Genomic DNA, 26,152 nt, shown 5'->3' with positions numbered 1-26,152 from the left:
GCACCATCGGACCCAAAGCCCCGGGCGCGCTTCACTTTCACCGTGACGCAACCAGCCCGTCACCGTGGGCAAAGCCCGAAAACCCCAGCCTCGGGTGGTCCAGAGTTGGAAGGCAGAGCTGAATGATTGGCTGACCGTTGCACCGGATCAGCGCGCAAACCAGTGCAGGGGTAGCTGTCGACCGAATAACTCGCCTGGGACGTCGCTTGGGATGCGGGGCTTGGGATAGGGGGCAGGGAGAATATTCTTGCTCCGTATCCTTCCTGCGAACTTGGCGCGTCAAAGGTTACGCGCGATCACCAATCTTTGGACCTCGCTGGTGCCTTCGTAGATCTGGCAGACCCTGACATCGCGATAGATCCGTTCGACGGGATAATCCGCCAGATAGCCATAACCGCCATGGATCTGGATCGCGTCTGAACAGACCTCTTCGGCCATCTCGGATGCAAACAGTTTGGCCATGGATGCCTCGGTCAGACAAGGTTGGCCTGCGTCACGCAGTGCCGCGGCCCGCTGCACCATCAGCCTTGCGGCATCGATGCGTGTGGCCATATCGGCCAGCTTGAACGCGATGGCCTGATGCGTGGAGATCGGCTTGCCAAAGGTGATCCGTTCTTTGGCATAATTCAATGCGGCCTCATAGGCGGCGCGTGCCATACCCACCGCCTGTGCCGCGATGCCGATCCGGCCGCCCTCCAGATTGGCGAGTGCGATCTTGTAGCCTTCGCCTTCCTGCCCCAGAAGATTTTCGACCGGGATACGCATCTCGTTGAACGCAAGCGCACAGGTGTCGGACGAATGCTGGCCCAGCTTTTGTTCGACGGAAACCACCTCATAGCCCGGCGTGTCGGTCGGCACGATAAAGGCCGATATGCCTTTTTTGCCCGCGGCGGGATCGGTGACCGCAAAGGCAATGATGACCTGACCGTTCTTGCCCGATGTGATGAACTGCTTGGTGCCGTTCAGGATGTAACTGTCGCCATCCCGCCGCGCCCGCGTTTTCAGCGATGACGCGTCAGAACCCGCTTGCGGTTCGGTCAGGGCAAATCCGCCGATCCATTCGCCGGACGCCATGCGCGGCAGAAACCGTGCCTTCTGGGCTTCGCTGCCAAAGCGCAGGATCGGCACACAGCCGACCGAGGAATGGACAGAGACAATGGTCGAACATGCGCCGTCCGCTGCCGCGATTTCCTCGAGCGCAAGGGCATAGGCCACCATGCCCGTCTCGACGCCGCCATGGGCCTCGGGGACCAACATGCCCAGAAAACCCAGTTCGCCCATCTGGGTCAGCTCGGCGCGTGGAAAAGCGTGGTCGCGATCGCGTTGATGGGCGCCCGGTGCCAATGCATTCTGGGCGAAATCACGCGCTGCGTCGCGGATCTGCTGCTGCTCTTCGCTCAGGTGCATCAGCTCAGCCTTTCGATTGCGATTGCCGTTGCCTCGCCGCCCCCGATGCATAGTGAGGCCACGCCCCGGTCGAGGCCGTGGGTTTCCAGCGCGGCCAGCAACGTCACCATCACCCGTGCACCGGATGCGCCGATCGGATGGCCAAGCGCACAGGCACCGCCATGGATGTTCACGATGTCATGGGACAGGTCCAGATCACGCATTGCGGCCATGGCAACCACGGCAAAGGCCTCGTTGATCTCGAACAGGTCGATCGCGCCAAGATCAAGCCCCGTGCGGTCCATCAACTTGCGGATCGCGCCGATTGGGGCTGTGGGAAACAGGCTGGGTTTATCGGCATGGGTCGCATGGCCCAGGATCCGGGCGCGTGGCGTCAGGCCCAGGCTTTCGGCCTGCGAGGCCCGCATCATCACCATTGCCGCGGCACCGTCGGAAATCGAACTGGAATTTGCGGCGGTGACGGTCCCGCCCTCGCGGAATGCCGGACGCAGGCCGGGGATCTTGTCGATCCGTGCCTTGCCCGGCTGTTCGTCGATGTCCACGCGTGTTTCACCCTTGCGCGACGTGACCGTGACCGGCGTGACCTCGGCGCCAAAGGCCCCGCTTTCGATCGCCTTCTGGGCACGGGTCAGGGACGTGATGGCGTAATTGTCCTGTTCTTCGCGGGTGAACTGATAGGACTGGGCGCAGTCTTCGGCAAAGGTGCCCATCAGACGTCCCTTGTCATAGGCGTCCTCCAGCCCGTCAAGGAACATGTGGTCCATGACCTGACCATGCCCCATGCGATAGCCGCCGCGCGCCTTGGGCAGCAGATAGGGCGCGTTCGACATGCTTTCCATGCCGCCGGCAATCGCGATCTCGGCGCTGCCGGCCGCGATCAGATCATGAACCAGCATGGCGGCCTTCATCCCCGATCCGCACATCTTGTTCACGGTTGTCGCGCCGGCAGACAGCGGCAGGCCGGCCTTCAGTGCGGCCTGACGGGCCGGGGCCTGTCCCTGACCTGCGGGCAGGACACAGCCCATGATGATTTCCTGCACCTGATCGGCGTTCAATCCTGCCTGCGCCATCGCGCCAGCTGTGGCCGTTGCGCCCAGCTGCGCCGCCTCGACCCCTGCCAGATCACCCTGAAAGCCGCCCATGGGGGTGCGCGATGCGCCCACAATGACGATCGGATCCTTTGCATTTTCCATCTTCTGATATCCTTTCATGCTTACCGGGGCGCCATACGCAAAGCACCGTCAAGCCGGATGACCTCGCCGTTCAGCATCTGGTTTTCGACGATATGGCGGACCATTGCGGCGTATTCCGCAGGACGGCCAAGTCGTTGCGGGAAGGGCACCGTCTTGCCAAGGCTGTCCTGAACTTCCTGAGGCAGTCCGGCCATCATCGGCGTGCCGAAAATACCCGGCGCAATCGTCACGACCCGCACACCATGGCATGCCAGTTCGCGGGCGGCGGGCAATGTCAAAGAGGCAACGCCCCCCTTTGAAGCAGCATAGGCGGCCTGTCCGATCTGGCCGTCATACGCGGCGATCGAGGCGGTGTTGATCACAACCCCCCGTTCGCCGTTCTGGTCCGGATCATTCGATGCCATGGCTTCGGCGCCAAGGCGCAGCATGTTGAATGTGCCGATCAGGTTGATGGTCACAGCTCTGGCAAACCGGTCGAGATCGTGGGGACCATCGCGCCCGACGATCTTTTCACCGGGTGCGACGCCGGCGCAATTGACCAGAACGTCGATCCGGCCGAATGCCTGACGCGCCTGCGCAATGGCGACCATACCGTCTTCGGGGCTGGTCACATCGGTGCGGCAGAATTTCGCCGCATCGCCGAGTTCTTGTGCCTTGGCCTGTCCGGCATCGGTGTTGATATCCAGCAAGACGACCTTTGCACCGGCCTCGACGGCCATCTCGGCAACTGCGGCACCCAGACCGGATCCTGCGCCCGTAACCAGGAGAACCTTGTCTTCAATCTGCATGTTGATGGTCCTCAGCTTTGCTGTTGTTTGGCGATTTCGGCCTTGCGCAGAATAAATCGCTGGATCTTGCCGCTGGGGGTCTTGGGCAGTTCGGCAACAAATTCGATCTCGCGCGGATAGGCATGGGCTGACAGGCGCTTGCGCACGTGCTGCTGCAACTGTTCCGCCAATTCCTGACCCGCCATGTGCCCATTGCCAAGAATGACGAAGGCCTTGACGATTTCGGTACGTTGGGGGTCGGGAACCCCGACGACGGCCGCTTCGGTCACGGCGGGATGTTCGATCAAGGCGCTTTCGACATCGAACGGCCCGATGCGATACCCCGATGAGGTGATCACATCGTCCGAGCGTCCGATAAAGCTGATTGATGCGTCCGGCTCGAATTCATTGCCTTCATCATCCAGCACCGCAATGCGATAACCCGGCATCGCCAACCCAGCCGATCCCGCCCGGACAGGGTGATCAAGCCCGTGGTGATTGTTGACGCACATGCCCAATTCCGTCTGACCGTAATGGTCATGGATCGGCGCATCGAGGCTGGCGGCAAACCAACGGATGATTTCGGGGTTCAGCGGCTCGCCGGCGCTGCTGACGACACGCAGGCGCCCCTTGGCCCCGGCCGCAGCCGCGTCACCGGCCGCAATCAACAACCGAAATGCGGTCGGGGATCCTGCAAGGCTGGTCACGCCCAGCTTGTCGATGATGCGATAGGTGCTGTCGGCGGTGAACCCGCCTTCGAACAGCGTTGTCGCCTGCCCCAGAAGCAAAGGGCCCGTCAGCGCGTAATAAAGGCCATAGGCCCAGCCGGGATCGGCGATGTTCCAGAATACATCGTCGTCGCGCAGATCAACCGCATCGCGCATGTAGGCGGCAAATGACAGCAAGGCGTGCAGAGGTACCGGCACGCCCTTGGGCAGGCCGGTGGTCCCGGATGTCGACATCATCATCATCAGGTCGTCACCCCGGCGCATGACCGGTGCAAAGTCCGGGGATTGCGCAGCGATGCCGCTACGAAAATCGGTGTCGGCCTCAGCAACATGTTCACCTTCGGATGCGACGGTGACGATGGCGGGGCAATGGGAAATATCGTCCAGCTTGGCGCGGTTGGCGTGATCGGTCACGATCAACGAGGCTTCGCTGGTGGTCAGGCGGTGTTCGATTGCCTTGGGACCAAAGGCGGTGAACAGTGGTTGATACACGGCCCCCAGGCGCCAGGTGCCCAGGATGACGGCGACCAGATCTATCTTGCGCGGTAACAGGCCGGCGACGACATCGCCCGGTTTTACGCCGAGGGATGCAAACAGATTCGCTACGCGGCCAGACAGATCCTTCAACTGTTCAAAGCTGTATTCAGTAAGATTTTCTTCGCCATCAAGGCAGCGCAGGGCCGTCCGGTTGCTGCCGGTATGACGATCACAGCATTCGACACATGCGTTCAAGCCGTCTTGCAGATCGCCCTGCAACCCGGCGATGGCCTCTTGGATGCGGAAATTCCCGGCGGCGTGCTGATAGCTGGGGCGCGTGCGCGCCTGTTCGGATACGGACATTGGCTCCTCCCTGCCAAGAATCGTTCAGGCCGTCGGCCCTCGGTTCGTCACGATTATGGCCATGTCCGGCATTGCAAACAATGACAGAGCCGGCCAAAATCACTGATCGAATTTACCAGAAAGGCGCATATGCAGCGATCGGTCATCTTTCCCGGTTTTGTTCGTGACGCGTTGGGACCGTTGTTATCACGTGGCATGGATACGGCGCCGGTTCTGGCCGAGGCCGGGATCGATCCGGCATTGTCCGGGCCGGTATCGAACATGCAGTATGGCCGTTTGTGGCTGATCATCAGCGAGCGGATCGAGGATGAGTTCTTCGGGCTTGCCGCACGGCCCATGCGTCCGGGCAGCTTCAGCCTGATGTGCCATGCCATCCTTCATGCCCCGACATTGGAACGGGCGTTGCGCCGCGCCCTGCGGTTTCTGAATGTCGTGCTGGATGATCCCCGTGGGGCGTTGCGGTTGCGCGATGGACAGGCCGAGATCGTGCTTGCAGATCGCGATGGTCCGCGCCCGGCATTTGCCTATCGAACCTATTGGCTGATCCTGATGGGGGTGCTGTGTTGGTTGGTGGGGCGGCGTTTGCCCCTGATACGGGTCGATTTCGCCGGTTCTCCGCCACCTGACCGCGCCGATTATCACCAGTTTTTCGGCGCGCCGGTCATGTTCGGGCGACCTCAAAGCCGGATGATCTTTGCAGGCGAATACCTGACATTGCCGACGATACGCGATGAACAATCGCTGAAGTCCTTTCTGCGTGCCGCCCCGGCGAATATTCTTCTGCGGTATCGCCATGACCAGGAACTGACGATGGCGATCCGCAACCGGCTGCGGGCCGATCAGCCGGAAGACTGGCCGGATTTCAACGAGGTCGCGCATGATCTGGGCTTGTCTTCGGCGTCGCTGCGGCGTCGTTTGCGGGGTGAAGGGCAAAGCTTTTCGGCCATTCGTGATGAAATCAGGCACCGCAAGGCCCAGCAGATGCTGGCCGGTTCCGGCCTGCCCGTGGCAGAGATCGCGACCCTTCTTGGGTATCGCGAACCCAGCGCATTTTATCGGGCCTTTCAGAAATGGTCGGGGGTGACGCCCGGCGCGTATCGCCAGACATGTCAGGGCCGACAGCGCGACGATTGAGGCCTTGCCCCCGACCCCGACGCGATGCAATGTCGCGCCATGATTCCCGAGACAGATGTTACATTCGCAGGCAGCTTTCTGGATCGTGCCGACAGGCTGCGCAGTAATCCGACCGAGATCGCGGCACGACTGGCCGATCCGTCCAGCCTGGTGTCACCGTTCTGGCGCGGAAAGCCATTGTTTGACCGGACAGCCGATGGCCCCCGGCTTGCGTGGCTGTCCAGCCGGGATCGTTTGATCGCCGATTGCCCCGAATCCCCAATCTTCATGGGGCTGGATGGTGACGGATTGGCGCATTTCGCGGCGGATGTGTCCTATATCGCGCCCGCCGATCAGGAACCTGCGGCGTTCATTGATGAACGGACGCTGGACCTGTCTGACACGCGTGCATTCGTCGAACTGCGCAGCATCATGGGCGAGATCGACCATCGCGATGCCGGTATTGCCGCCGCAGCCAAGGGCATCTTCGAATGGCGCGCCACACATGAGTTCTGCGCCAATTGCGGGCACCGCAATCAGGTCTCTCATGCGGGCTGGCGGTTTGATTGTCCCAATTGCGGTCGTCAGCATTTTCCCCGCACCGATCCGGTGGTGATCATGCTGGTGCTTGACGGGGATCGGGTCTTGCTGGGGCGCCAGTCCGTCTGGCCAGAGAAAATGTATTCCCTGCTTGCCGGGTTCATGGAGCCGGGAGAAACCGTGGAAGAGGCCGTCCGGCGCGAAACTCAGGAAGAGGCTGGCGTTGTTGTTGGTGATGTGCGCTATGTGACCTCGCAGCCCTGGCCATTTCCCGCTTCGCTGATGATCGGCTGTGTGGGGTGCGCGCAAACGACGAAGATCACCTTGGATACGCATGAGCTGGAAGATGCGATCTGGGTCAGCAAGGCCGAGGTCGCCGAAGCCCTGGCAGGGCGACATGATCGGATCTCACCTGCGCGCAAGGGCGCGGTTGCTCAGGTGATGCTGCAAGCCTGGGTCGATGGCACTGTAGCGGGATTTGGTCCCGTGCCGACGCAAGCGGTGGCATCCGCTTGACCTTGGTGCCCGCCGCTGCAAAGACCAAGGGAACAGAGGCAAGGGCATTGAAATGAAAGAAAACTCTTATCCCAGCCTCGCCGAGGCCGTTTGGGTTTGGGCAAGGATTGCGGCGCTCAGTTTTGGCGGACCTGCGGGTCAGATGGCGGTGATGCACCGTATTCTTGTCGAGGAAAAGCGTTGGATAGGCGATGACAGGTTCCTTCATGCGTTGAATTTCTGCATGCTGCTTCCTGGTCCCGAGGCCCAGCAGCTTGCAACCTATGTTGGTTGGCTGATGCATGGGGTTCGTGGCGCATTGGTTGCGGGGCTGTTGTTCATTCTGCCCGGGGTCTCTGCGATCATGGTGCTTAGCTGGATCTATGCGGCACATGGTGATGCAAGTTTTGTCGAGGCGCTGTTCTTTGGCCTGAAGGCCGCAGTGCTGGCAATCGTGATTCAGGCCGTCATGCGCTTGGCGGCAAAGGCCCTGCGCAACAATACCTTGCGTGTTCTGGCGGTTGGCGCTTTCATTGCATTGTTTGGCTTTGCCGCGCCGTTCCCGCTGGTCGTGGCGCTGGCAGCCCTTGTCGGCTGGGCCGGGGCCGCGATGGGGTTACAGGCCTTTGACAAGGGCAAGGGGGGCGGCAGCACTGCCACCGGGCATGTTATGGATGCTGAAACCCTGTTGGGTCAGCTGGGGCAGGGTGCTGGCCCGGACAGACGGACTGCGCATCTGGCCGGTCTGGCTGCGCTGGTGCTGTGGCTGGCGCCGGTCGCGTTGCTTGTGATCTTTGCGCCGGGCAATGTGTTCACGGATATTGCGACATTCTTTTCCAAGCTGGCATTGCTGACCTTTGGTGGCGCATATGCGGCGCTGGCCTGGGTGGCGCAAGAAGCGGTCGGGACCTATGGCTGGTTGCACCCGGGCGAGATGCTGGACGGCTTGGGCCTTGCGGAAACAACCCCGGGGCCGTTGATCATGGTATTGCAGTTCGTCGGCTTTCTTGCGGCATTTCGCGAAGCTGCCTGGCCGATGGCGCTGCTGGCGGGAACTGTTGGCGGTTTTCTGGCAACTTGGGTCACGTTTGCGCCCTGCTTCGCCTGGATTTTTTTCGGTGCGCCTTACATGGAGCAATTGCGTCACAATCAAAGATTGTCCGCCGCACTTTCGGCGGTAACGGCTGCTGTGGTCGGCGTCATTCTCAATCTGGCGGTCTGGTTCACGATCCACACGATCTGGCGCGAAACGACCTTGCTTGATGCCGGCCCGCTGCACATGGAGCTTCCGGTCCTGTCTTCGCTGGACTCGTTTGCGGCATTGCTGTCGGTTTGCGCGCTGATTGGCGTGTTCCTGTTGCGGCTGGGCATGACCACATTGCTGTTTGCATCCGCCGTTGCGGGAATCGCGCTGCATCTGGTCGGGTTCGTCTGATCGGATGCCCGTATGTGATCATTGTCGGTCGGTATCAGCGTCAGAGCCAAAGCAACCTTTGCGGGAACTGGAAAACCTTGCTGCGATATGCTTAGACCCCGGAAGATCAGCGGGGAAATCGAATTAGAATGGCTTTACAGCAACGTGGCAAGATTTTCGCGGTTCGCAACGACCGGCTTGGGGGACGGCTTGGGGCATTGCTGAATGCCAAGCGGATCGCCGATGATTATTCGGCGCGCTTCGCCTTTACCTGGTCCAGCCATGCCAATGTCAGCCCGGAACTTCAGCACCCCGAGCAGCTGTTTTCCGAGGACTTCCTGCAGGAGTTCCGCGAAACCGAGCTTGGTTTCGGCGAACTGCAGGAAAAGGCCCTGGCGCTGGAAAGCCTGCCCGCAGGGGCGGATCGGGAATGGTTGGTGAACCAGCTGTCGACCCGGAACTTGCGCTGCTCCGAGGCGATGAAAGTCGTGAAGATGCCGTGGGAGGACCCGGATGATGTGGCCGAGCGTCTGGTCAGGACGCTTGACAGCATCCGGTTCAATCCCGTGGTCGAACGGGCCATGACCCGCATCCGTGCCAGCCTTGGGGATACCGCGTTGGTGGCCTATCACCTGCGCCGGGGCGACATCATTGACCCTGCGGCACGTCCCTCGAATGTTCTGTGGCCCAGCAAATACATTCCACGGGTGTATTATGAGGAACATATCAATCGGGTTCTGACGAACGAGCCGGACGCGCGCATTGTCATCTTCTCGGATGCGCAGCACGAGGTCGATGCATTCTGTGCCCTGTCGCCACGCGTGATACCGGCGGCAGAGCTGATCGATGATGAGGAACTGGCCCCGCTTCAACGCGATTTTCTTGAACTGTTCACGATGTCACTGTGCAAGCGCATCATCGCACCGGGGGCCAGCGCGTTTTCAAGCCTCGCGGCGCTGTTGGGGAACAGTCGGATCGTTCCGATCACCGCGGATCTGAGTCAAGAGGAACGCGAACGCGCATTGACGCGGCTGACCATGCAGCTGGACCAAACCCCCGAGGTCTTTGCGGGGGACGCGGATCTGGGGCAGAATTTTCCCGAACTGATCGCGTTTCACGGACGGCGCAAGACACCTGATGTCGCGCGGGCTATTTTGCAAAAGCATCACCAGCGTGGCTTTCACCTGTCATACATCCATGACCTTTTGGCCGAACAGCATTTCTGGGCAGGTGATGCCGACGCGGCCTTGAAACTTGCGCAATCCCTGAAAGACCGGCCGATCCTGACCGATCTGGCCAATGCCCAGGTCTATGCCTGGGCCGGGCTGGCGGCATTGGCCGATAACCGTCTTGCCGAGGCATCGCGCATGGCCCATATCGCCAGCTGGCTTCAACCCAATCTGCCGATATCGCGATTGCTGGTGGGGGCACTGGCGGCGTCGGATGCCGATCAAAGGCATCTGTATCCTGTTGCTCCCGAGTTCGTCGTCCTGAAGATGACCATCGTCGCACGGTTTCAGGCCATCGCCGCAAGATTGCCCGTTCAGGGGAATGCGCGGGGCCGGTTGAATTTCATACCGTTCGAACTGGACATCCGGGATTGGCGCGATGTGCAATCGCTGCGCCTGCCATCGGCATTCTGGAACCTGCCAAACCAGCAGAAGATGATCGGGTTCTATCGCAGCAGCTTTCGCAAGCAGCTGGATAATCCACAAATCAAATCGCTGTTGGGACAACTTTACGTGCAGGCCGGGGAACGGGATCAGGGCCTTGAGTTGATCCGGACTTCATATGAGGAAAGCGGTGATGATCCCTTCGTTGTCCTGCGCCATGCGCGAATGCTTGCCGCCGATGGTCAAATGGCGAAGGCGCTGAAAGGCTTTGATCACGCAAGCGAGCTTTCGGGCCGCCACACCTGCTTTCAGGCCGAACTGGGTCTTGCGATGATGCGGGTTGGCAAAAAGGGGGCTGCGGCCGATTTGTTCAGCCAGCTCTGGGATCGCGGACATGATTTCATTGAAATCCATATCCTGACCGCCGATGTCCTGAGGCGTCAGGGCAAGACCCGTGACCTTGCGTTGCGTGTGGCGGACCATGTGGATGACATGGTGCCCGGTGCCCTGCGCACGGCTCAGATACATCGCAAGGTTCTGGAACAGTCCGGTCAACAGGAACAGGCCGATCGGATTGTTGCACGCTTCAAGCAGTGGAACCGTTCCTGCGGCAAGTTTTCATCGCGGATCGGATCGACGGGTTAGGAAAACACGACTGGCGAGGATGCAAATCTCGCCAGTCCTTGTTGCTTGCCGGTTAGGCCAATTGTCGTGCATAGCCGCGTTTGCGAAGGGCCTGCGCAATTTCTTCCAGAATTTGGGGGTCGTCGATTGCTGCCGGCATCTTCCATTCCTGGCCATCGGCGATTTTCTGGACCGTCCCGCGCAACACTTTTCCTGAACGGGTCTTGGGCAGGCGTTCGACCTCGATCGCCGTCTTGAACGCGGCAACCGGGCCGATCTCTTGACGCACCAGCGAGACTAGTTCACCTTCAAGATCGCCGGACTCGCGATGTACGCCCGAATTGACCACGTAGAAGCCGACCGGCATCTGGCCTTTCAGTGCATCCGCAACCCCAACGACCGCACATTCCGCGATGTCGGGATGGCTGGTGATGACCTCTTCCATGGCGCCGGTGGATAGACGGTGGCCAGCCACATTGATGATGTCATCAGTGCGCGCCATGATGAAAACATAGCCGTCCTCATCGATCATCCCGGCATCTGATGTGGCGTAATAACCCGGGAACTCGGTGAAATAAGCGCTGAGATAGCGTTCGGCGGCATTCCATAGCGTCGGAAAGCAACTGGGCGGCAAAGGAAGCTTCAGCGCGATATTGCCAAGCGTGCCCGGCGCAACCGGTTGTCCGGCATCATCCAGCACCTGCACGTCATAGCCGGGCATGGGTTTGCCCGGACTGCCCAGGCGGATGGGAAAGGCGCCAAGGCCAACGGGATTGCCCGAAATGGCCCAGCCTGTCTCGGTCTGCCACCAATGATCGATGACCGGACGATTCAGTTTGGACTGAGCCCATTTCACCGTGTCGGGATCGGATCGTTCGCCTGCCAGAAACAGGCTGCGGAAATGAGAAAGATCATATTTGCCAAGCAGATCGCCGTTCGGGTCTTCCTTGCGGATGGCGCGAAAGGCCGTCGGGGCCGCAAACAGCGCGCTGACCTTGTGATCCTGAATGACGCGCCAGAATACGCCAGCATCGGGGCAACCCACGGGCTTTCCTTCGAAAACGACCGTGGCGCAGCCCTGCAGCAGCGGGCCGTAACAGATATAGGAATGTCCAACGACCCAACCGACATCGGATGCCGCCCAGAACACATCCCCCGGGCGGGTGCCGTAATGGTTTTGCATCGACCAGTGCAGCGCGACCATATGCCCGCCATTGTCCCGGACAACACCCTTTGGCTGACCTGTGGTGCCGGATGTATACAGGATATAAAGCGGGTCGGTGGCGGCGACGCTGGTGCATTCGGGTCGGCGGTTGTCCTGTTTGGCCCGTGCAACTGCGGCACCCATGTCGATATCGCGGCCCGCAATCAGGTCGCACGGGTGGGCGTTTCGTTGCAGGATGATACAGGTCTCGGGTTTGTGCGTCGCCGAGGCGATCGCCTGATCGAGCAGCGGTTTATATTGAACGATACGCCTGGTTTCCAGGCCACATGACGCGGAAATGACCAGCTTGGGGGCTGCATCATCAATGCGCGCCGACAGTTCATGGGCGGCAAATCCTCCGAATACCACCGAATGAACCGCGCCCAGACGCGCACAGGCCAGCATAGCAAAAACCGCCTCGGCGACCATCGGCATATAGATGATGACCCGATCCCCCTTGGTGACACCATGATCCTGCATCACCGCGGCTAGCGCGCAAACTTCGTCCAGAAGCTGGGAATAGCTGTAGCGCGCAACCGAGTTGGTGACCGGGCTGTCCCAGATCAGGGCGGTTTGCTGGCCGCGCCCGTTGTGAACATGGCGATCGACGCAGTTCCAGCAGGTGTTGCATTCCGCATCGGAAAACCAGCGACCGAATTCGCCCATGTCCGGGTCGAATACCCGTGTTGGAGGCTTGTTCCAGTCAATGGCTTCGGCGGCTTGTGCCCAGAACGTCTGGGGGTCCGCCTGCCAGGCGGCATAAGTCTGATCGTATCCCGACATTGGACGTTCCTCAGCAGACATAGTTCAGGCCCAGCCGCCCGCCATCGACATAGATGGTTTCGCCGGTGACGTAGCTGGCCTTGTCCGATGCCAGGAATGCGACGACGTTGCCGATCTCGCGGGCGGTGCCCATGCGTTGCAGCGGTGTGCGCGACATGGCCATTTTCATTGCTTCGGGATTCGCATTCACCCCGGCCATCATGTCGGTGTCGATCGATCCCGGCCCGACCGCATTGACGCGGATCCCATGGGGTGCCAGCGCCAGGGACATGGATTTGGTCAGCTGCATGACCCCGCCCTTCGATGCGCAATAGGCCGGAATGGCGGGGATGGCGACGACGGCATTGATAGACGACATATTGACGATGGAACCGGGGATCTTGTGCTGCGCCATTGCCTTGGCGGCCCGTTGTGATGCGTAGAACACCCCGGTCAGGTTGACGTCGATCACCTTGCGGAAATCCTCGATGGAATAGTCCAGGAAATTGCCGGGCAATGCCACACCGGCATTGTTCACCAATGTATGCACATGGCCCAGATCGGCCTCGATCTGTTCGAACATGGCGTCGATCTGTTCGATGTTGCCCAGATCGCAGCTCAGCCCGACGGCGCCATTTCCCAGTTTGGCAGCTGCGGCCTCGACACCTTCGGCGTTGATATCGGCCAGGACCAGTTGATAGCCATCCTCGGCAAGCGCCTCGGCACAGGCATATCCAATTCCTTGTGCAGCACCGGTCACCAAAGCAATTTTGCGCGTCATATCATAATTCTCCTTCAGTCTTTCAGACCGTAATCGTCGCGGGCCTGTTCAGATGTGATATATCCAGCCTCCAGATCGGCACGCACCAGTTCACGGTTGCGCTTGCTCGGGTCGCCATAGCCGCCGCCACCGGGCAGCCGCAGGACCAGGCGCTGATTTTCGGCGATTTTCTGGCGACCCTTGCCCTTCAGTCGCGTGCCGTCCGAAAGTTCGACACTGCCGTTGCCGCCACTGCCGCCGCCATCGCGACCGCGGGCGGGGTGATCGATGCGATCGAACATGGCGTTGAAGAACAGATCGTATCCCTGACGGGGTTCGATTTCGATCGTCTGGCCCAGGCCGCCACGAAAGCTGCCCGCGCCGCCAGAACCTTCGCGCAGATCCTTGCGCCAGACAGTGATGGGGCCGACCTGTTCGGTCACTTCGACGGACATCGTTGACACACCGGATGGGAAGGCGGTTGCCGACATGCCGTCCAGTGTCGGGCGCGCGCCTGTCCCGCCGGAATTGAACATCAACACCTCGCGATTGGGAAGATCGCTGTCGGGGGAGGATGGGCGTGCCGAGATCTGGATATTCCACAACGCCGACGCACCTTCCGCAGGCACGGTATTTGTCATGGCCTGATGCAGTGCCCCCATCACGACATCCGGGACCAAATGTCCCAGCACGTGACGCACCGAGACCGGGGCAGGGCGTCGGGCGGCAAGGATGCAACCCTCGGGGGCGGTGATGCGGAACGGTTCAAGCGATCCGGTATTGTTGGGCACCTCGGGCGCGATGGCGCATTTCAGCGCATAGCAGGCATAGGCGCGCGTATAGACCTCGGGGCAGTTCACCCCGAATTTTGACATGCCGCTGGTTCCGTCGAAATCGGCCAGCAGACGATCGCCCTCGACAGTCAGGCGCACCTGAAGATGCACAGGCGCTTCATATCCATCAACGGTCATCGAGGATTCATAGCTGCCGGCCGGAACATTGGCGATTGCGCGCAACGTGGCCCTGCGGCTGCTGTCCATGATGAATTCGGACAAGGCGTCAAGATCGTCGATGGCGAATTCATCCATCATATCCTGCAATCTGCGGTTTCCGGCCTCGTTGCAGGCGGCAAGGGAATACATGTCGCCCACGGTCTGGTCGGGGGTGCGCACATTGGCGCGGATCATCTGGATCAGCAACGCGCTGACCTGTCCTTTTTCTGCGAATTTCGTGATCGGAATCAGCAGCCCTTCCTCGTAGACTTCGCCAGCGTCCGGACCAAAGCCGCGCCCACCGATATCGACCACATGCGCCGTACAGGCGAAAAAGCCGATATGCGTGCCCTTGCGAAAGATGGGTGTGACAACGGTGATGTCATGCAGATGCCCGGTGCCCATCCAGGGATCATTGGTGATGAATACATCACCTTCAAAGATGTTCTGTGCGCCGATCTCGCGGGTGAAATGGGTGACGCTTTCGGCCATGGCGTTGACATGGCCGGGCGTGCCGGTGACGGCCTGGGCCATCATGCGCCCCTGCCGGTCGAACAATCCGGCCGACAAATCGCCGGCCTCGCGGACACTGGTGGAAAATGCGGTCCGGATTAGTGTGGTGGCCTGTTCTTCGACCACGGCGATCAGGCGGTTCCACATGATTTGCAGGTCAATCGACGATACGCTCATTTTCCCGTTCCTTTCCGCTGCAGCAACAGGCTGCCATCGCCCTGTCCGATCGCCGCATAACCCGACGTGACGATGGTCGAAGTTTCATTTTCGGTAATGACAGCGGGGCCGTCGATCACCGTTCCGGGCGCGATCTCATCGCGCGGAACCTCTTGCGCGGTTACAGTCTGACGCAGCGCCGAATCGAAGAATTGTCTGTTCTTGGCGGCCCGCAATGAAGTTCCCGACAGGAAGCGTTTCGCCTTGGCCATCTCTGGCAGGACTGACGCGACGGTGAGCGACCAATTGGTCACCTCGACGGCAAGATCATCAATGGTCCGGCCGAACAATGTGCGATAGGCGTCCTCGAAGGCGCGCAACAATGTATTGTGATCACCTTCTGCGAATGGGCCATAGGGCAGGACGACCGGAATTTCCCAGCCCTGACCGGTATAGCGCATGAAGGCGGTCAGCCGGATCGTCGTGGCGCCATCACCGGCGCCTTCTGCGACAAAGGCCCGCGCCTCGACCTCCAGCTCATTGAGGGCCGCGTTGACGGATTCGGCGTCAAATGCGTCCAGCCGTTGGAACAGGCCGCGCGTCGCTTCATAGCTGAACGGCGCCTTGAGAAAACCAATGGCCGAACCCACGCCAGCGCCCGGCGGGATCATCAGATTGTCGATACCCAGCTTTTCGCACAGGCGGCACGCATGTAGCGGTGCGCCGCCCCCGAATGCGATCATGGTGAAATGTTCGATGTCGCGACCGTTTTCGACCGTATGGACGCGTGCTGCATTGGCCATGTTTTCATCGACCATTTCGGTCACACCGAAAGCTGCATCCGCGACAGGCATGTCCAAGGTTTCGGCCAGATTGTCCCGCAGCGCCGCATGGGCGCATTCGGTCGAAAGGGTGATCGCGCCGCCTGCGAAATTATCCGGGTCCAATCGGCCCAGGGCCAGGTTGGAATCGGTTACGGTCGGTTCGATCCCTCCGCGCTGATAGCAGGCCGGACCGGGTTCCGAAGCCGCCGAGCGTGGGCCGACCTGAATGCGGCCCATTGCATCGATCGACGCGATTGAACCGCCGCCGGCACCGATTTCAACCATTTCAACGACCGGCGTCGAGACCGGCATGCCCGAGCCTTTCTTGAAACGATAGGTGCGCGCCACCTCGAAGGTGTTTGCGGTTTTCGGGCGACCGTCTTCGATCAGGCAGATCTTGGCCGTCGTGCCGCCCATGTCAAAGCTGAGCACCTTGTCCAGACCATGGGCGCGCGCAAATTCCGCAGCAAAGATGGCGCCCCCCGCCGGGCCGGATTCCAACAGGCGGACCGGTTCCGCGCTTGCGGTTTCCACCGAGATCAGCCCGCCCCCGGAATGCATCATGAAGACCGGAGCCTGGATTTCCGTTTCGCGCAACCGGCGAACCAGCCTTCCCAGATAATCTGCGACCTGCGGTTGCACATAGGCATTGGCGATTACGGTGTTGAAACGCTCGAATTCGCGCATTTGCGGTGAGATGACCGAAGACATCGAAACCGACAGATGCGGGGCCACCGCCTTCAGGGCATCGGCCATCATCTGTTCGTGGTGTGGATTGGCATAGGCATGCATGAAGCCGATGGCGACGGCCTCATATCCGCCGGCAACGATCCTGGCGGCCATTGCTTCGACCTCGGCGGTGTCCAGTGCCAGCAGGACCGAACCATCGGCGGCCATGCGTTCATGCACTGTAAAGCGGTCCTTTCGGGCGACCAGCGGCTTGGGCAGCGTCAGGTTCAGATCATACTGCTCGAACCGGTTCTCCGAGCGCATCTCGACCACATCCCGGAACCCCTCGGTCGTGATGAAGGCAAGTTTCGCGCCGCGCCTTTCGATCAGGGAATTGGTAACCAGCGTGGTGCCGTGAATGACCTGCCCGATGCGGGCGGGATCGATTGCGCCCGTTCTGGCGGCCTGCAGGATGCCGTCAAGAATGGCTTGCTCGGGCTGGGCATAGTTTGTCAGAACTTTCGCGGTTGCCATGCCGCCGGGATGTTGCAACGCGACATCGGTAAATGTTCCGCCGATATCAACGCCGACACGGATATTTGGATCAGTCATGCAGACCTCGGATCAGAAGCTTTTCAATAATTGGTTCATGGTAAAGGCGGATTCGTAGAACCCGGCCTTCAACGCGCGATGAGACACGCGCTTCATGCCGCTTACCGGAACGGGCAGAACGGATTCGTCCGCGCCGGTCATCAGCTCGGCCAGGGCCTTGCCGAACATCGTGCCGGTTGTGATCCCGCGACCGTTATAGCCGATGGGCGTGAACAATCCGTCGGCCAGTTTGTGGATCCGGAACAAATGGTCAGGGGTCATCGCAATCTGACCATGCCAGGCATTGTCGAATTCGACCTGGCCAAGTTCTGGAAACAGGCGCTTCAGGTTGGCCTTGGCCCAACGATGCGAAAGACCATTCATACCACCGATCGCAGACCCCATCGAGCCGATGATCAACCGCCCGAAATCGTCACGGCGCAAGGAAAACATGATCTGGTTTGTGTCCCATAATCCTTGTCTTTCGGGCAGGATATGATCGGCTATCGCGCCAAGGGGCTTGGTCGAAAGCTGGAAGAAATGGATGTTCGTGAATGTTTGGCGCAGCCCCGGCCACAGGTCATCGGAATAGGCGTTGGTCCCAAGCACGACATATTTTGCGCTGATTGTTCCGCGATTGGTTCGAACCAGCCACCGATCGCCGCTGCGCGACAGGTTCGTCGCCTTGACGCCAGTTGAGATCCTTGCGCCGGCTGCAAGCGCTGCCCGTGCAAGCCCGCGGGCATAGCCCATTGGGTTGATCGTGCCCGCACGGCGGTCAAGCAACCCACCGTGGAACTTGTCCGTGCCGGTCTTTTTCGCAGTTTCGGATGCATCCAGAAGATCAACCGGCGCCCCGATCCTTTGCCATTGTTCCGCGCGTGTCTGCAGGTCTTGAAAGCCTTTTGCGGAATGTGCTGCGTGAATCGTGCCGTTTCGTGTCGCCTCGCAACGGATCTGGTATTTTTCGATCAGCGAGAAGACATATTCCGGCATCTGCCCAAGTTGGTCGACCAGTCGTGAGCCTGTTGCCTTGCCCAATGTGTCTTCGACATCCCGGGGGGGCAACCAGACCCCGGCATTCACCAGACCCACATTGCGCCCTGACCCGCCATAGCCGATATGCTTGGCTTCCAGAACATGGCAATCCAGCCCCAGATTGGCGGCGTGCAAGGCAGTGGACAGGCCTGTAAAGCCCCCTCCGACAATGGCGACATCACATGTCGAGTCACCATCCATATCGTTTTGATATGCGTGTTCGGCGGCTGACATGTCCCACAAGGAAATCGGCTTGTCTGGTGCCACGGCTCTCTCCTGGTTGGTGCGGTATGGCGGTCGATTCATGTCGGCACGCCCTTTGGGTGAAAGCTTGATGCACATAAAAGGATGTGTCAATATACATTATGATTGTTCTGAATAGCGATACAAAGGAGATGGCGAATGCCAGAACTGAACACATCGGTCAAGAAAATGGTCGAACAAGCGCGCGCACGCATCCAAGAGGTCGAAACAAAAGACGCCATAGCGATGGTCGATGATCCCGGTGTGGTGATCGTGGATCTGCGGGATGTGCGGGAACGGCAGCGATCTGGCTTTATACCGGGCAGTTTTCATTGCCCGCGCGGCATGCTTGAATTCTGGGTGGATCCCGAAAGCCCGTATTTCAAGGAGATCTTTGGCGAGGACAAAAAATTCGTCTTCCACTGCGCAAGTGGCTGGCGGTCGGCATTGTCCGTCGCGCTGCTTCAGGACATGGGTTTTGAGGCAGCCCACCTGAAGGAAGGTTTCTCGACGTGGGAAAAGCAGGGCGGGCCGGTCGAATTTCCCGCCCCCAAATCGTAGCTCCGGACTGGCTAGCTGCGACCCAATTGTTGTGACACCGACTCGGCTGCCAGCCTGACCAGCTGGCAGATCATTTCTTCATCGCCATCTTTCAGATTGATTTCGGGAACCGAAACGCCGAAGGCCGCAATCGCGGTTCCGTCGGGCATGCAGATCGCGGCCCCATAGCTGCGGATCTGGTCGCGGAATTCACCGGTGTCGATGGCGTATCCCTTGGCCCGGATCTGTAGGATCTCGTCATCCATAGCCTTGATCGAGGTGATGCTGTGTTCAGTGTGTCTGGTCAGGTTGCCGGTCAGAAGATCCCTCATCCTGACATAGTTTGCCGCCAGGATTGCCTTGCCGGTCCCGACGCAATGTATAGGTGCCGAGCCTGATACCGGGTTCCATGATCGGATCGGCTGGATACTGTCGATCTTGTCGATATAGACCACGTTCAGCCCTTCGGGCACTGCCAGATAGACGGCTTCGCCCGTCTTGCTGGCCAGCATTTGCATCGAGGGTGCACAGATGTCGCGAAGGTTGAAATGTTCGACAACAGAACGGCCAACCTGCCACGCCTTCAAGGTCGCGCTGTAGCGTTTGTCATCGGTCGGGCGTGCATAGCCCAGGGTGGATAATGTCTGCAGTAGCCGGAACACGTTCGATTTCGTCAGCTCCAGCTCTCGGGACAGTTCTGATACGCCGCGAGGGCCTTTGGATTGGGCCAGCGCCTCAAGTATCTGCAGGCCTTTGGCTAGAGTGCTGTCGACTTTTGGTGTCTTTTTGGGTTCTGGGGCTGTGTCTTGTTGATCCACCCGTTCCTCCTGTGTTTGTCCGGCGCTTGTTATCGATCATCCGCGAAATCGCTTGCGAAGTGAATGTCGGTGCCGCATTCGCGGCGAAGCTCGTTATGCAAGTCAATCGGTGTGCTGATATAAAGAACATATATCACATATATTGACACGAAAAGACCTATTCGTCACAGTCGGAAAATCCATTGCCGCAAAGGTATCTCCGATGACTGATCGTCCTTTATTTTCCGACGCGCTTGTTCACCTTGGGCGCGGAGTGCAGGCCAATGGGCGCCCCGTGAACCTGCCGATATCGCAAGGGTCGACAATGCTGTTCAACAGCCTCGCTGAATTCGAGGCGGCGCGTGACGCCCGGCACCAGCATGGGACATTGTATTACGGGCGCTATGGAACCCCTGCCAGTTTCGAACTGGAGGCTGCGATGACGGCGTTGGAGGGCGGGGCAGGTTGTGTCAGCGTTTCGGCCGGGCTGACTGCGGTGACACTTGCCCTGATGGGGGCTGCAAGATCCGGGGATCATCTTCTGGTTGCCGACAACGTATATATGCCGACGCGCAATTTCTGCGACAATGTGCTGGCGCGCTATGGCGTCGAAGTGACCTATTTCGATTCAATGCAGGACATTTCGCCGCTCTTGCAAAGCAATACCAGCGCCGTGATGTTCGAGGCCCCCGGTTCGGGAACCTTCGAAGTGCCGGACATAAGGGCAATTTCCGCCACCGCGCGGGCGCATGGTGCGCTTGCGATCATTGATGGCACCTGGGCGACGCCGATTTTCTGCCGCCCGCTTTCCCTGGGGGCGGATGTCGTCGTGCATTCCGGTTCAAAATATATCGGGGGACATGCCGATAGCATGATCGGGTTTATCGTTTGCAATGAAGCGACCTATCCCCGCATGCGGCAAATGGCACTGGCCTTTGGGGACAAGCCCGGCAGCCAGGACGTGTTCCTGTCCTTGCGCGGATTGCGGACATTGGAAATGCGCATGAAAGCTGCCGAGTCTTCGGGGTTGCAGGTCGCGCGCTGGCTGGCGGAACAGCCGCAGGTGCTGAAGGTCCTGCATCCAGCTTTCCCGGAATGCCCGGGGCATGACACATGGAAACGCGATTTCGAAGGATCTGCGGGCCTGTTCAGCATCGTGGTTCGCGATTGCTCGACAGACCGGTTGCATGCATTTGTCGATGCGTTGGATCTGTTCGGGATTGGCGTCAGCTGGGGCGGATTCGAAAGCCTGATCCTGCCGGTGCGGCCGCTGCGCACGGCGACTCGATGGGATGAGGCCGGGCATCTTGTCCGGTTGAATATCGGCTTTGAAAATCCCGATAGCCTTTGCGCGGATCTGGCGCGGGCACTACCACTTTTGGACTGAGGACAGGATCATGAACAACAGGATCGACCATATCGCGATTGGCGCGGCCAATCTGGAACAGGGGCAGGCGGCGCTGCGCGACATTTTGGGGGTGACGGTGCCCCCTGGCGGCAAGCATGAAGCGATGAGCACCCATAACTGCGTCATGCAGACGGGCAACCAGACCTTTCTTGAAATCATCGCCATTGATCCCGACGCTCCGGCACCCGGGCGCGTCCGTTGGTTTTCGCTGGACGACGACGCCACAAGGGACCGGATCGCGCAACGGCCACGGGCCTTGTGCTGGGTGGTGGGGACCGACGATCTGGACGCTGTTGTTGCCGCCAGCCCTATCGATCTGGGCGAGGTGATCGAGCTGAGCCGCGGGGGGCGCAGCTGGCGCCTGACAGTGCCGCGTGACGGCCATTTGCCCGAAGGCGGTCTGCTGCCGGCTTTCATCGAATGGTCGCCGGGTCCGCATCCGTCACAAGGTCAGCAGGACCTGGGCGTTCGCCTGCAATCCGTGGTTCTGACGCATCCCCGCCCGGCTGAGTTGAACGGGACACTGGTCGCGTTGGGAATCGACCATCTGGCCCGGGTCGATCAGGGGCCGGCTGGTTTGTCATTTGCCGTCGATACACCTGACGGGCCGGCTGTCATCGATTGAGTGTGACGCCGGACCTTGACGCCCGCCCGGACCCTTGCTGACATCTGGTCCGGGCGGGCGAATGCCATGCCTTGAAACAGCGAGTGACGGGTTGTCGGTCGAAATCCGGACCTGATCAGCTTGGGGGTGATTGTCGAACCCCGCCGGATGGGCCTAAGCTGCAGTTGGGCACGATAGGCACAAGATTAGGAGGCGACGATGACCCTGGACCTGACGCAAAACGATATCTCGGATGTGGTTGCCGCGGATCGCGCCCATGTCTGGCATCACCTCAGCCAGCACAAGCCATATGAAACGACGGATCCCCGCGTGTTTGTTGAAGGCAAGGGGATGAGATTGTGGGATGCGACGGGCAAGGAATATCTTGATGCGGTCTCGGGCGGGGTCTGGACGGTCAATGTCGGTTATGGCCGCGAAAGCATTGCGGATGCCGTGCGCGAACAGCTTGTGCGGCTGAACTATTTCGCGGGGGCCGCAGGCAATGTGCCGTGCGCGCTTTTCGCGGAGAAACTGATCGAGAAAATGCCGGGCCTGAGCCGTGTCTACTTCTCGAATTCCGGGTCTGAGGCAAACGAAAAGGTCTACAAGATGGTGCGCCAGATCTCGGCGCGTCATCATGGCGGCAAGAAGGGCAAGATCCTGTATCGCGAACGTGACTATCACGGCACCACGATTGGCACGCTTGCAACCTCGGGGCAGGCGCAGCGGGCCGAACAATACGGTCCGTATCCCGACGGTTTTGTCATGGTCCCCCATTGCCTTGAATATCGCAAGCAATGGGATGTCGAGGCTTATGGCGTCCGCGCCGCCGATGCCATCGAAGAGGTGATCTTGCACGAGGGGCCTGACAGTATCGGCGCGCTGGTGCTTGAGCCGGTCACTGCCGGTGGCGGGGTGATCGTGCCGCCGGAGGGGTATTGGCAACGTGTTCAGGAAATCTGCCGAAAACATGACATTCTGCTGCATATAGACGAGGTGGTCTGTGGGCTGGGCCGTACGGGCAAGTGGTTCGGATATCAGCATTACGGGATCGAACCTGATTTCGTGACGATGGCCAAGGGGGTTGCCTCGGGTTACGCGGCGATTGCCTGCACGGTCACGACCGAACGGGTTTTTGACATGTTCAAGGACGACGCCAGCGATCCGATGGGCTATTTTCGCGATATATCGACCTTTGGCGGATGCACGTCCGGGCCGGTTGCGGCATTGGAAAACATGCGCATCATCGAGGATGAGGGATTGCTGGAGAATACCCGCCTGATGGGTGAGCGTGTCCTGAAAAACCTGCGAGAGTTGATGGACCGTCACGACGTCATTGGCGATGTTCGGGGGCTGGGCCTGTTCTGTGGTGCCGAACTGGTTGCGGATCGCGATTCCAAGGAACCCCTTGAGGAAAAGCTGGTGCAGGCCGTGGTTGCGGATTGCATGGGGCAGGGGGTGATCATCGGGGCGACCAACCGGTCACTGCACGGGCTGAACAATACGCTATGCCTGTCGCCGGCTCTGATCGCGACCGCAGAGGATATCGACCGGATTACCGACGCGATCGATGCGGCGTTGACGCGCGTCATGGGTTGATCTCAAAACCATTCGATGCTGCGGGATATCATGTTTCGCAGCATCAATGTCATACAATAGCGGCCAATGGCCGCTATTTTTCTTTGACATCTGCGATATTCAGCGCCATGAAGGCATTTATGGTATGACCAAAGGCACATGAGGGCAAAGTTAATGGAACGGCGCGATATCTTTATCGGCGGTGAATGGATCAATCCTTCGGGCGCTGGCAGGATCGAGGTCGAAAACCCGGCGAACGAGCAAATCATCGCCAGCGTTCCAGATTGCGGTGCTGATCTTGCGCTCGAAGCGTTGGAAGCGGCAAGGAAAGCCCAAACGAGCTGGGCCGCGATGCCCGCGATTGCCCGTGCGAAGGTGGTTCATGCATTGGCCGCCAGCGTCCAGAAGAATTCCGAGGCATTGGCGACATCACTGGTCGCGGAACAAGGCAAGCCGATCGGGCAAGCGCGCGGAGAGGTGCAGGCCGCCGCCAATTTCCTGACCTATGCCGCGGAAAATGCCCGGCGTATCGAAGGCGACATCATGCCTTCGGACAACCCGGATGAGGAAATCATGATCAGGCGGGTCCCGCGCGGCGTGGTCGTCGGGCTGACAGCGTGGAATTATCCGCTGGCCCTTGCCGCGCGCAAGCTGGGCCCGGCCTTGGTTGCGGGCAACAGCTTCGTGTTGATGAGCCATGAAATCACGCCGCTTTCCGGTCTGAACCTCGCCCGATTGGCGCAGCAGGTCGGCGTTCCTGCCGGGGTGTTCAACGTGATTACCGGGCGTGGTGCCATCGCGGGACGGGCGATGGTCGAAAGTCCGCTATCCGACATGATCACCATGACCGGCAGCACGCGCGCGGGGCGCGAGATCTATCGGTCGGCGGCGGATCGCCTCAAGGTGATCAGCCTCGAATTGGGTGGCAAGGCGCCCTTTATCGTGATGGAAGATGCTGATCTGGACAAGGCTGTCGAGGCGGCAATTGTTGCGCGGTTCACCAATTGCGGGCAGGTCTGCACCTGCAATGAGCGTATGTATCTGCATCGCGACATAGCTGATCGTTTCATGCAAAAATTTATCCAGCGCATCGGGAAGCTGCGGATCGGTGACCCCATGGATGATCCGGATCTTGGCCCCAAGGTCAGCGGCGTGGAGATCGACAAGATCGAAGCATTGGTGGAACAGGCTATCGCCGCGGGTGCCAAGGCGATCCTGCCCGGTGGGCGATTGCGCGAAGGGTCCTTTTCCAAGGGGCATTGGATGTCGCCCACGGTGCTGGAACTGGACAGAAATGACAATCCGATCATCCGCTCCGAGGTTTTCGGACCGGTGGTGCCGTTTATGCGCGTCGACAGTTTCGAAGACGCGTTGACCAAGGCCAATGACAGCGATTATGGGCTTTCGGCCTATCTGTTCACCCGAGATATCCAGCGGATGATGCGTGTCAGCCGCGAATTGAACTTTGCCGAGATCTATTTCAATCGCGCCAATGGCGAGCAGGTTCAGGGCTATCACGCCGGTTGGAACCAATCTGGCATCGGCGGCGAAGACGGCAAGTATGGCTTCGACAACTATCTGAAAAAACAGACCATGTATGTGAACTGGTCCTGATCCGGAGGGAAGATCTATGGCAGCAATCACCGATGTTACGGTGCGCTATTTCCAAGTGCCGCTGGATGAGGTTCTGGTCGATGCAAAACATGGTGCGCATACGCATTTCGAACTGATCACCTGCACGATTACCGATGCAAATGGGCGATCCGGGACGGGCTATACATATACCGGCGGCAAGGGCGGCAGCGCGATCGTGGCGATGCTGCAAGATGATCTTGCCCCTTTTCTGATAGGTCAGGACGCCGACGGGATCGATCAGCTTTATGATGAAATGCAATGGCATATGCATTATGTGGCGCGTGGCGGCATCGCGTCATTTGCCATTTCCGCGGCCGATATAGCGTTATGGGATCTACGAGGGCAGGCCGAGGCGATGCCGCTTTGGCAAATGGCGGGGGGCGCGCAAAACACCTGCCGTGCCTATCGTGGTGGCATTGATCTGAATTTTCCATTGCCGAAGTTGCTGGATACGATTTCGGGCTATGTTGCCCAGGGGTTCGACGCGGTAAAGATCAAGGTGGGCCAGCCGCATCTTTCGGAAGATGTCCGGCGTGTGCGGGCGGTTCGCGAGCTGATCGGACCGGATGTGGCCTTTATGGTCGACGCGAATTACTCGATGGATGTCGAGGGTGCCATTGCAGCGGCGCAGGCATTCGCACCCTATGATATCACTTGGTTCGAAGAGCCGATCATTCCCGATGATTATCAAGGTTTTGCAAAGATTTCCGAGGCGACGGGAATGCCGTTGGCAATGGGCGAAAACCTGCATACCGAGCATGAGTTCGGATACGCGCTTGCGCAATCGCGGCTGTCCTTCATTCAACCTGACGCGTCGAATTGCGGCGGGATCACGGGCTGGTTGAGGGTGGCGCATATGGCAGCAGCGAAAGGCGTTCCGGTTTGCAGTCACGGAATGCAGGAACTGCATGTCAGCCTGGTGTCCGCACAGCCCAATGCGGGCTGGATCGAAGTTCACTCTTTTCCCATCGATCGCTACACGACCCGACCTCTGACCCTGGAAAACGGGCGCGCGGTCGCCCCGGATTTGCCGGGAACTGGTGTCGTGTTCGATTGGGACCTGTTGAAGCAAAGCTGCGACCGCGCAGCGTGACGGAGGATAGC

20 protein-coding genes are annotated in these 26,152 nt (G+C 59.7%); 10 read left to right on the top strand and 10 right to left on the bottom strand.

Annotated elements, in window-relative coordinates:
* Positions 1 to 279: 279 nt before the first annotated feature.
* From PAF17_RS02730 to PAF17_RS02715, 4 genes are read right to left on the bottom strand one after another with little or no spacing between them, the layout of a single operon-like run.
* Positions 280 to 1,407: an acyl-CoA dehydrogenase family protein gene (locus tag PAF17_RS02730; RefSeq protein ID WP_271887550.1), complete on the bottom strand. Its 1,128-nt coding sequence runs from the start codon at positions 1,405 to 1,407 to the stop codon at positions 280 to 282.
* Entirely contained in the window at positions 1,407 to 2,600 is a 1,194-nt protein-coding gene (locus PAF17_RS02725; protein ID WP_271887549.1) for an acetyl-CoA C-acyltransferase, read from the bottom strand. The genes PAF17_RS02730 and PAF17_RS02725 overlap by 1 nt, the downstream gene beginning before the upstream one ends.
* Before the next feature lie 20 nt (positions 2,601 to 2,620).
* A complete protein-coding gene (locus PAF17_RS02720) occupies positions 2,621 to 3,388 on the bottom strand; it encodes a 3-hydroxyacyl-CoA dehydrogenase (protein WP_271887548.1) in 768 nt (255 codons plus the stop codon).
* Positions 3,389 to 3,399: 11 nt separating this feature from the next.
* Positions 3,400 to 4,935: an AMP-binding protein gene (locus PAF17_RS02715; protein WP_271887547.1), complete on the bottom strand. Its 1,536-nt coding sequence runs from the start codon at positions 4,933 to 4,935 to the stop codon at positions 3,400 to 3,402.
* Between the two features lie 129 nt (positions 4,936 to 5,064).
* Here PAF17_RS02715 and PAF17_RS02710 point away from each other — a divergent pair, with 129 nt between their 5' ends.
* From PAF17_RS02710 to PAF17_RS02695, 4 genes are all read left to right on the top strand, one after another.
* Positions 5,065 to 6,069, top strand: coding sequence for an AraC family transcriptional regulator (locus tag PAF17_RS02710; protein WP_271887546.1), 1,005 nt, complete (start codon positions 5,065 to 5,067; stop codon positions 6,067 to 6,069).
* Positions 6,070 to 6,108: 39 nt separating this feature from the next.
* On the top strand, positions 6,109 to 7,104 hold the full coding sequence (nudC, locus tag PAF17_RS02705; RefSeq protein ID WP_271887545.1) for an NAD(+) diphosphatase: 996 nt from the start codon (positions 6,109 to 6,111) through the stop codon (positions 7,102 to 7,104).
* A gap of 52 nt (positions 7,105 to 7,156) precedes the next feature.
* Entirely contained in the window at positions 7,157 to 8,518 is a 1,362-nt protein-coding gene (chrA, locus tag PAF17_RS02700) for a chromate efflux transporter (RefSeq protein ID WP_271887544.1), read from the top strand.
* Positions 8,519 to 8,646: 128 nt separating this feature from the next.
* Positions 8,647 to 10,755 carry a hypothetical protein gene (locus tag PAF17_RS02695; RefSeq protein ID WP_271887543.1) on the top strand — a complete coding sequence of 703 codons (2,109 nt, stop codon included), beginning with the start codon at positions 8,647 to 8,649 and terminating at the stop codon, positions 10,753 to 10,755.
* A 52-nt stretch (positions 10,756 to 10,807) separates the two neighbouring features.
* Here the strand turns inward: PAF17_RS02695 and PAF17_RS02690 are convergent, their stop codons facing one another.
* The 5 genes from PAF17_RS02690 to PAF17_RS02670 are packed head-to-tail and all read right to left on the bottom strand — an operon-like array spanning position 10,808 to position 18,510.
* Complete coding sequence (locus PAF17_RS02690; RefSeq protein ID WP_271887542.1) at positions 10,808 to 12,721, bottom strand: propionyl-CoA synthetase; 1,914 nt, start codon at positions 12,719 to 12,721, stop codon at positions 10,808 to 10,810.
* 10 nt (positions 12,722 to 12,731) lie between these two features.
* On the bottom strand, positions 12,732 to 13,481 hold the full coding sequence (locus tag PAF17_RS02685; RefSeq protein WP_271887541.1) for an SDR family NAD(P)-dependent oxidoreductase: 750 nt from the start codon (positions 13,479 to 13,481) through the stop codon (positions 12,732 to 12,734).
* Between the two features lie 14 nt (positions 13,482 to 13,495).
* Positions 13,496 to 15,142: a hydantoinase B/oxoprolinase family protein gene (locus tag PAF17_RS02680; protein WP_271887540.1), complete on the bottom strand. Its 1,647-nt coding sequence runs from the start codon at positions 15,140 to 15,142 to the stop codon at positions 13,496 to 13,498.
* Positions 15,139 to 17,226, bottom strand: a complete 2,088-nt coding sequence (locus tag PAF17_RS02675) for a hydantoinase/oxoprolinase family protein (RefSeq protein WP_271887539.1) — start codon at positions 17,224 to 17,226, stop codon at positions 15,139 to 15,141. The genes PAF17_RS02680 and PAF17_RS02675 overlap by 4 nt, the downstream gene beginning before the upstream one ends.
* A gap of 12 nt (positions 17,227 to 17,238) precedes the next feature.
* The gene (locus tag PAF17_RS02670) at positions 17,239 to 18,510 is read right to left on the bottom strand and encodes an NAD(P)/FAD-dependent oxidoreductase (RefSeq protein WP_271887538.1); all 1,272 of its coding nucleotides are present in this window, start codon (positions 18,508 to 18,510) and stop codon (positions 17,239 to 17,241) included.
* Between the two features lie 135 nt (positions 18,511 to 18,645).
* Here PAF17_RS02670 and PAF17_RS02665 point away from each other — a divergent pair, with 135 nt between their 5' ends.
* On the top strand, positions 18,646 to 19,047 hold the full coding sequence (locus PAF17_RS02665; RefSeq protein ID WP_271887537.1) for a rhodanese-like domain-containing protein: 402 nt from the start codon (positions 18,646 to 18,648) through the stop codon (positions 19,045 to 19,047).
* An 11-nt stretch (positions 19,048 to 19,058) separates the two neighbouring features.
* On the opposite strand, the gene PAF17_RS02660 is transcribed toward PAF17_RS02665, so the two are convergent.
* Entirely contained in the window at positions 19,059 to 19,844 is a 786-nt protein-coding gene (locus PAF17_RS02660; protein WP_271887536.1) for an IclR family transcriptional regulator, read from the bottom strand.
* Between the two features lie 202 nt (positions 19,845 to 20,046).
* Here PAF17_RS02660 and metC point away from each other — a divergent pair, with 202 nt between their 5' ends.
* The 5 genes from metC to PAF17_RS02635 all read left to right on the top strand — a co-directional run bounded on the left by metC (position 20,047) and on the right by PAF17_RS02635 (position 26,141).
* Positions 20,047 to 21,210 (top strand): cystathionine beta-lyase, encoded by a 1,164-nt coding sequence (metC, locus tag PAF17_RS02655; protein WP_271887535.1) that lies wholly within the window; start codon positions 20,047 to 20,049, stop codon positions 21,208 to 21,210.
* 10 nt (positions 21,211 to 21,220) lie between these two features.
* The gene (locus tag PAF17_RS02650; RefSeq protein WP_271887534.1) at positions 21,221 to 21,856 is read left to right on the top strand and encodes a VOC family protein; all 636 of its coding nucleotides are present in this window, start codon (positions 21,221 to 21,223) and stop codon (positions 21,854 to 21,856) included.
* Positions 21,857 to 22,054: 198 nt separating this feature from the next.
* On the top strand, positions 22,055 to 23,434 hold the full coding sequence (gene tpa / locus PAF17_RS02645) for a hypotaurine--pyruvate aminotransferase Tpa (protein ID WP_271887533.1): 1,380 nt from the start codon (positions 22,055 to 22,057) through the stop codon (positions 23,432 to 23,434).
* A 153-nt stretch (positions 23,435 to 23,587) separates the two neighbouring features.
* Entirely contained in the window at positions 23,588 to 25,027 is a 1,440-nt protein-coding gene (locus PAF17_RS02640; RefSeq protein WP_271887532.1) for an aldehyde dehydrogenase family protein, read from the top strand.
* Between the two features lie 16 nt (positions 25,028 to 25,043).
* Positions 25,044 to 26,141, top strand: coding sequence for a mandelate racemase/muconate lactonizing enzyme family protein (locus PAF17_RS02635; RefSeq protein ID WP_271887531.1), 1,098 nt, complete (start codon positions 25,044 to 25,046; stop codon positions 26,139 to 26,141).
* Positions 26,142 to 26,152 lie beyond the last annotated feature (11 nt).

It is taken from the genome of Paracoccus onchidii (assembly GCF_028294535.1).
GTDB lineage: Bacteria > Pseudomonadota > Alphaproteobacteria > Rhodobacterales > Rhodobacteraceae > Paracoccus > Paracoccus onchidii.
Note: the sequence above shows the minus strand (reverse complement) of the source record. Positions and strands in the feature narration are given on the sequence as shown.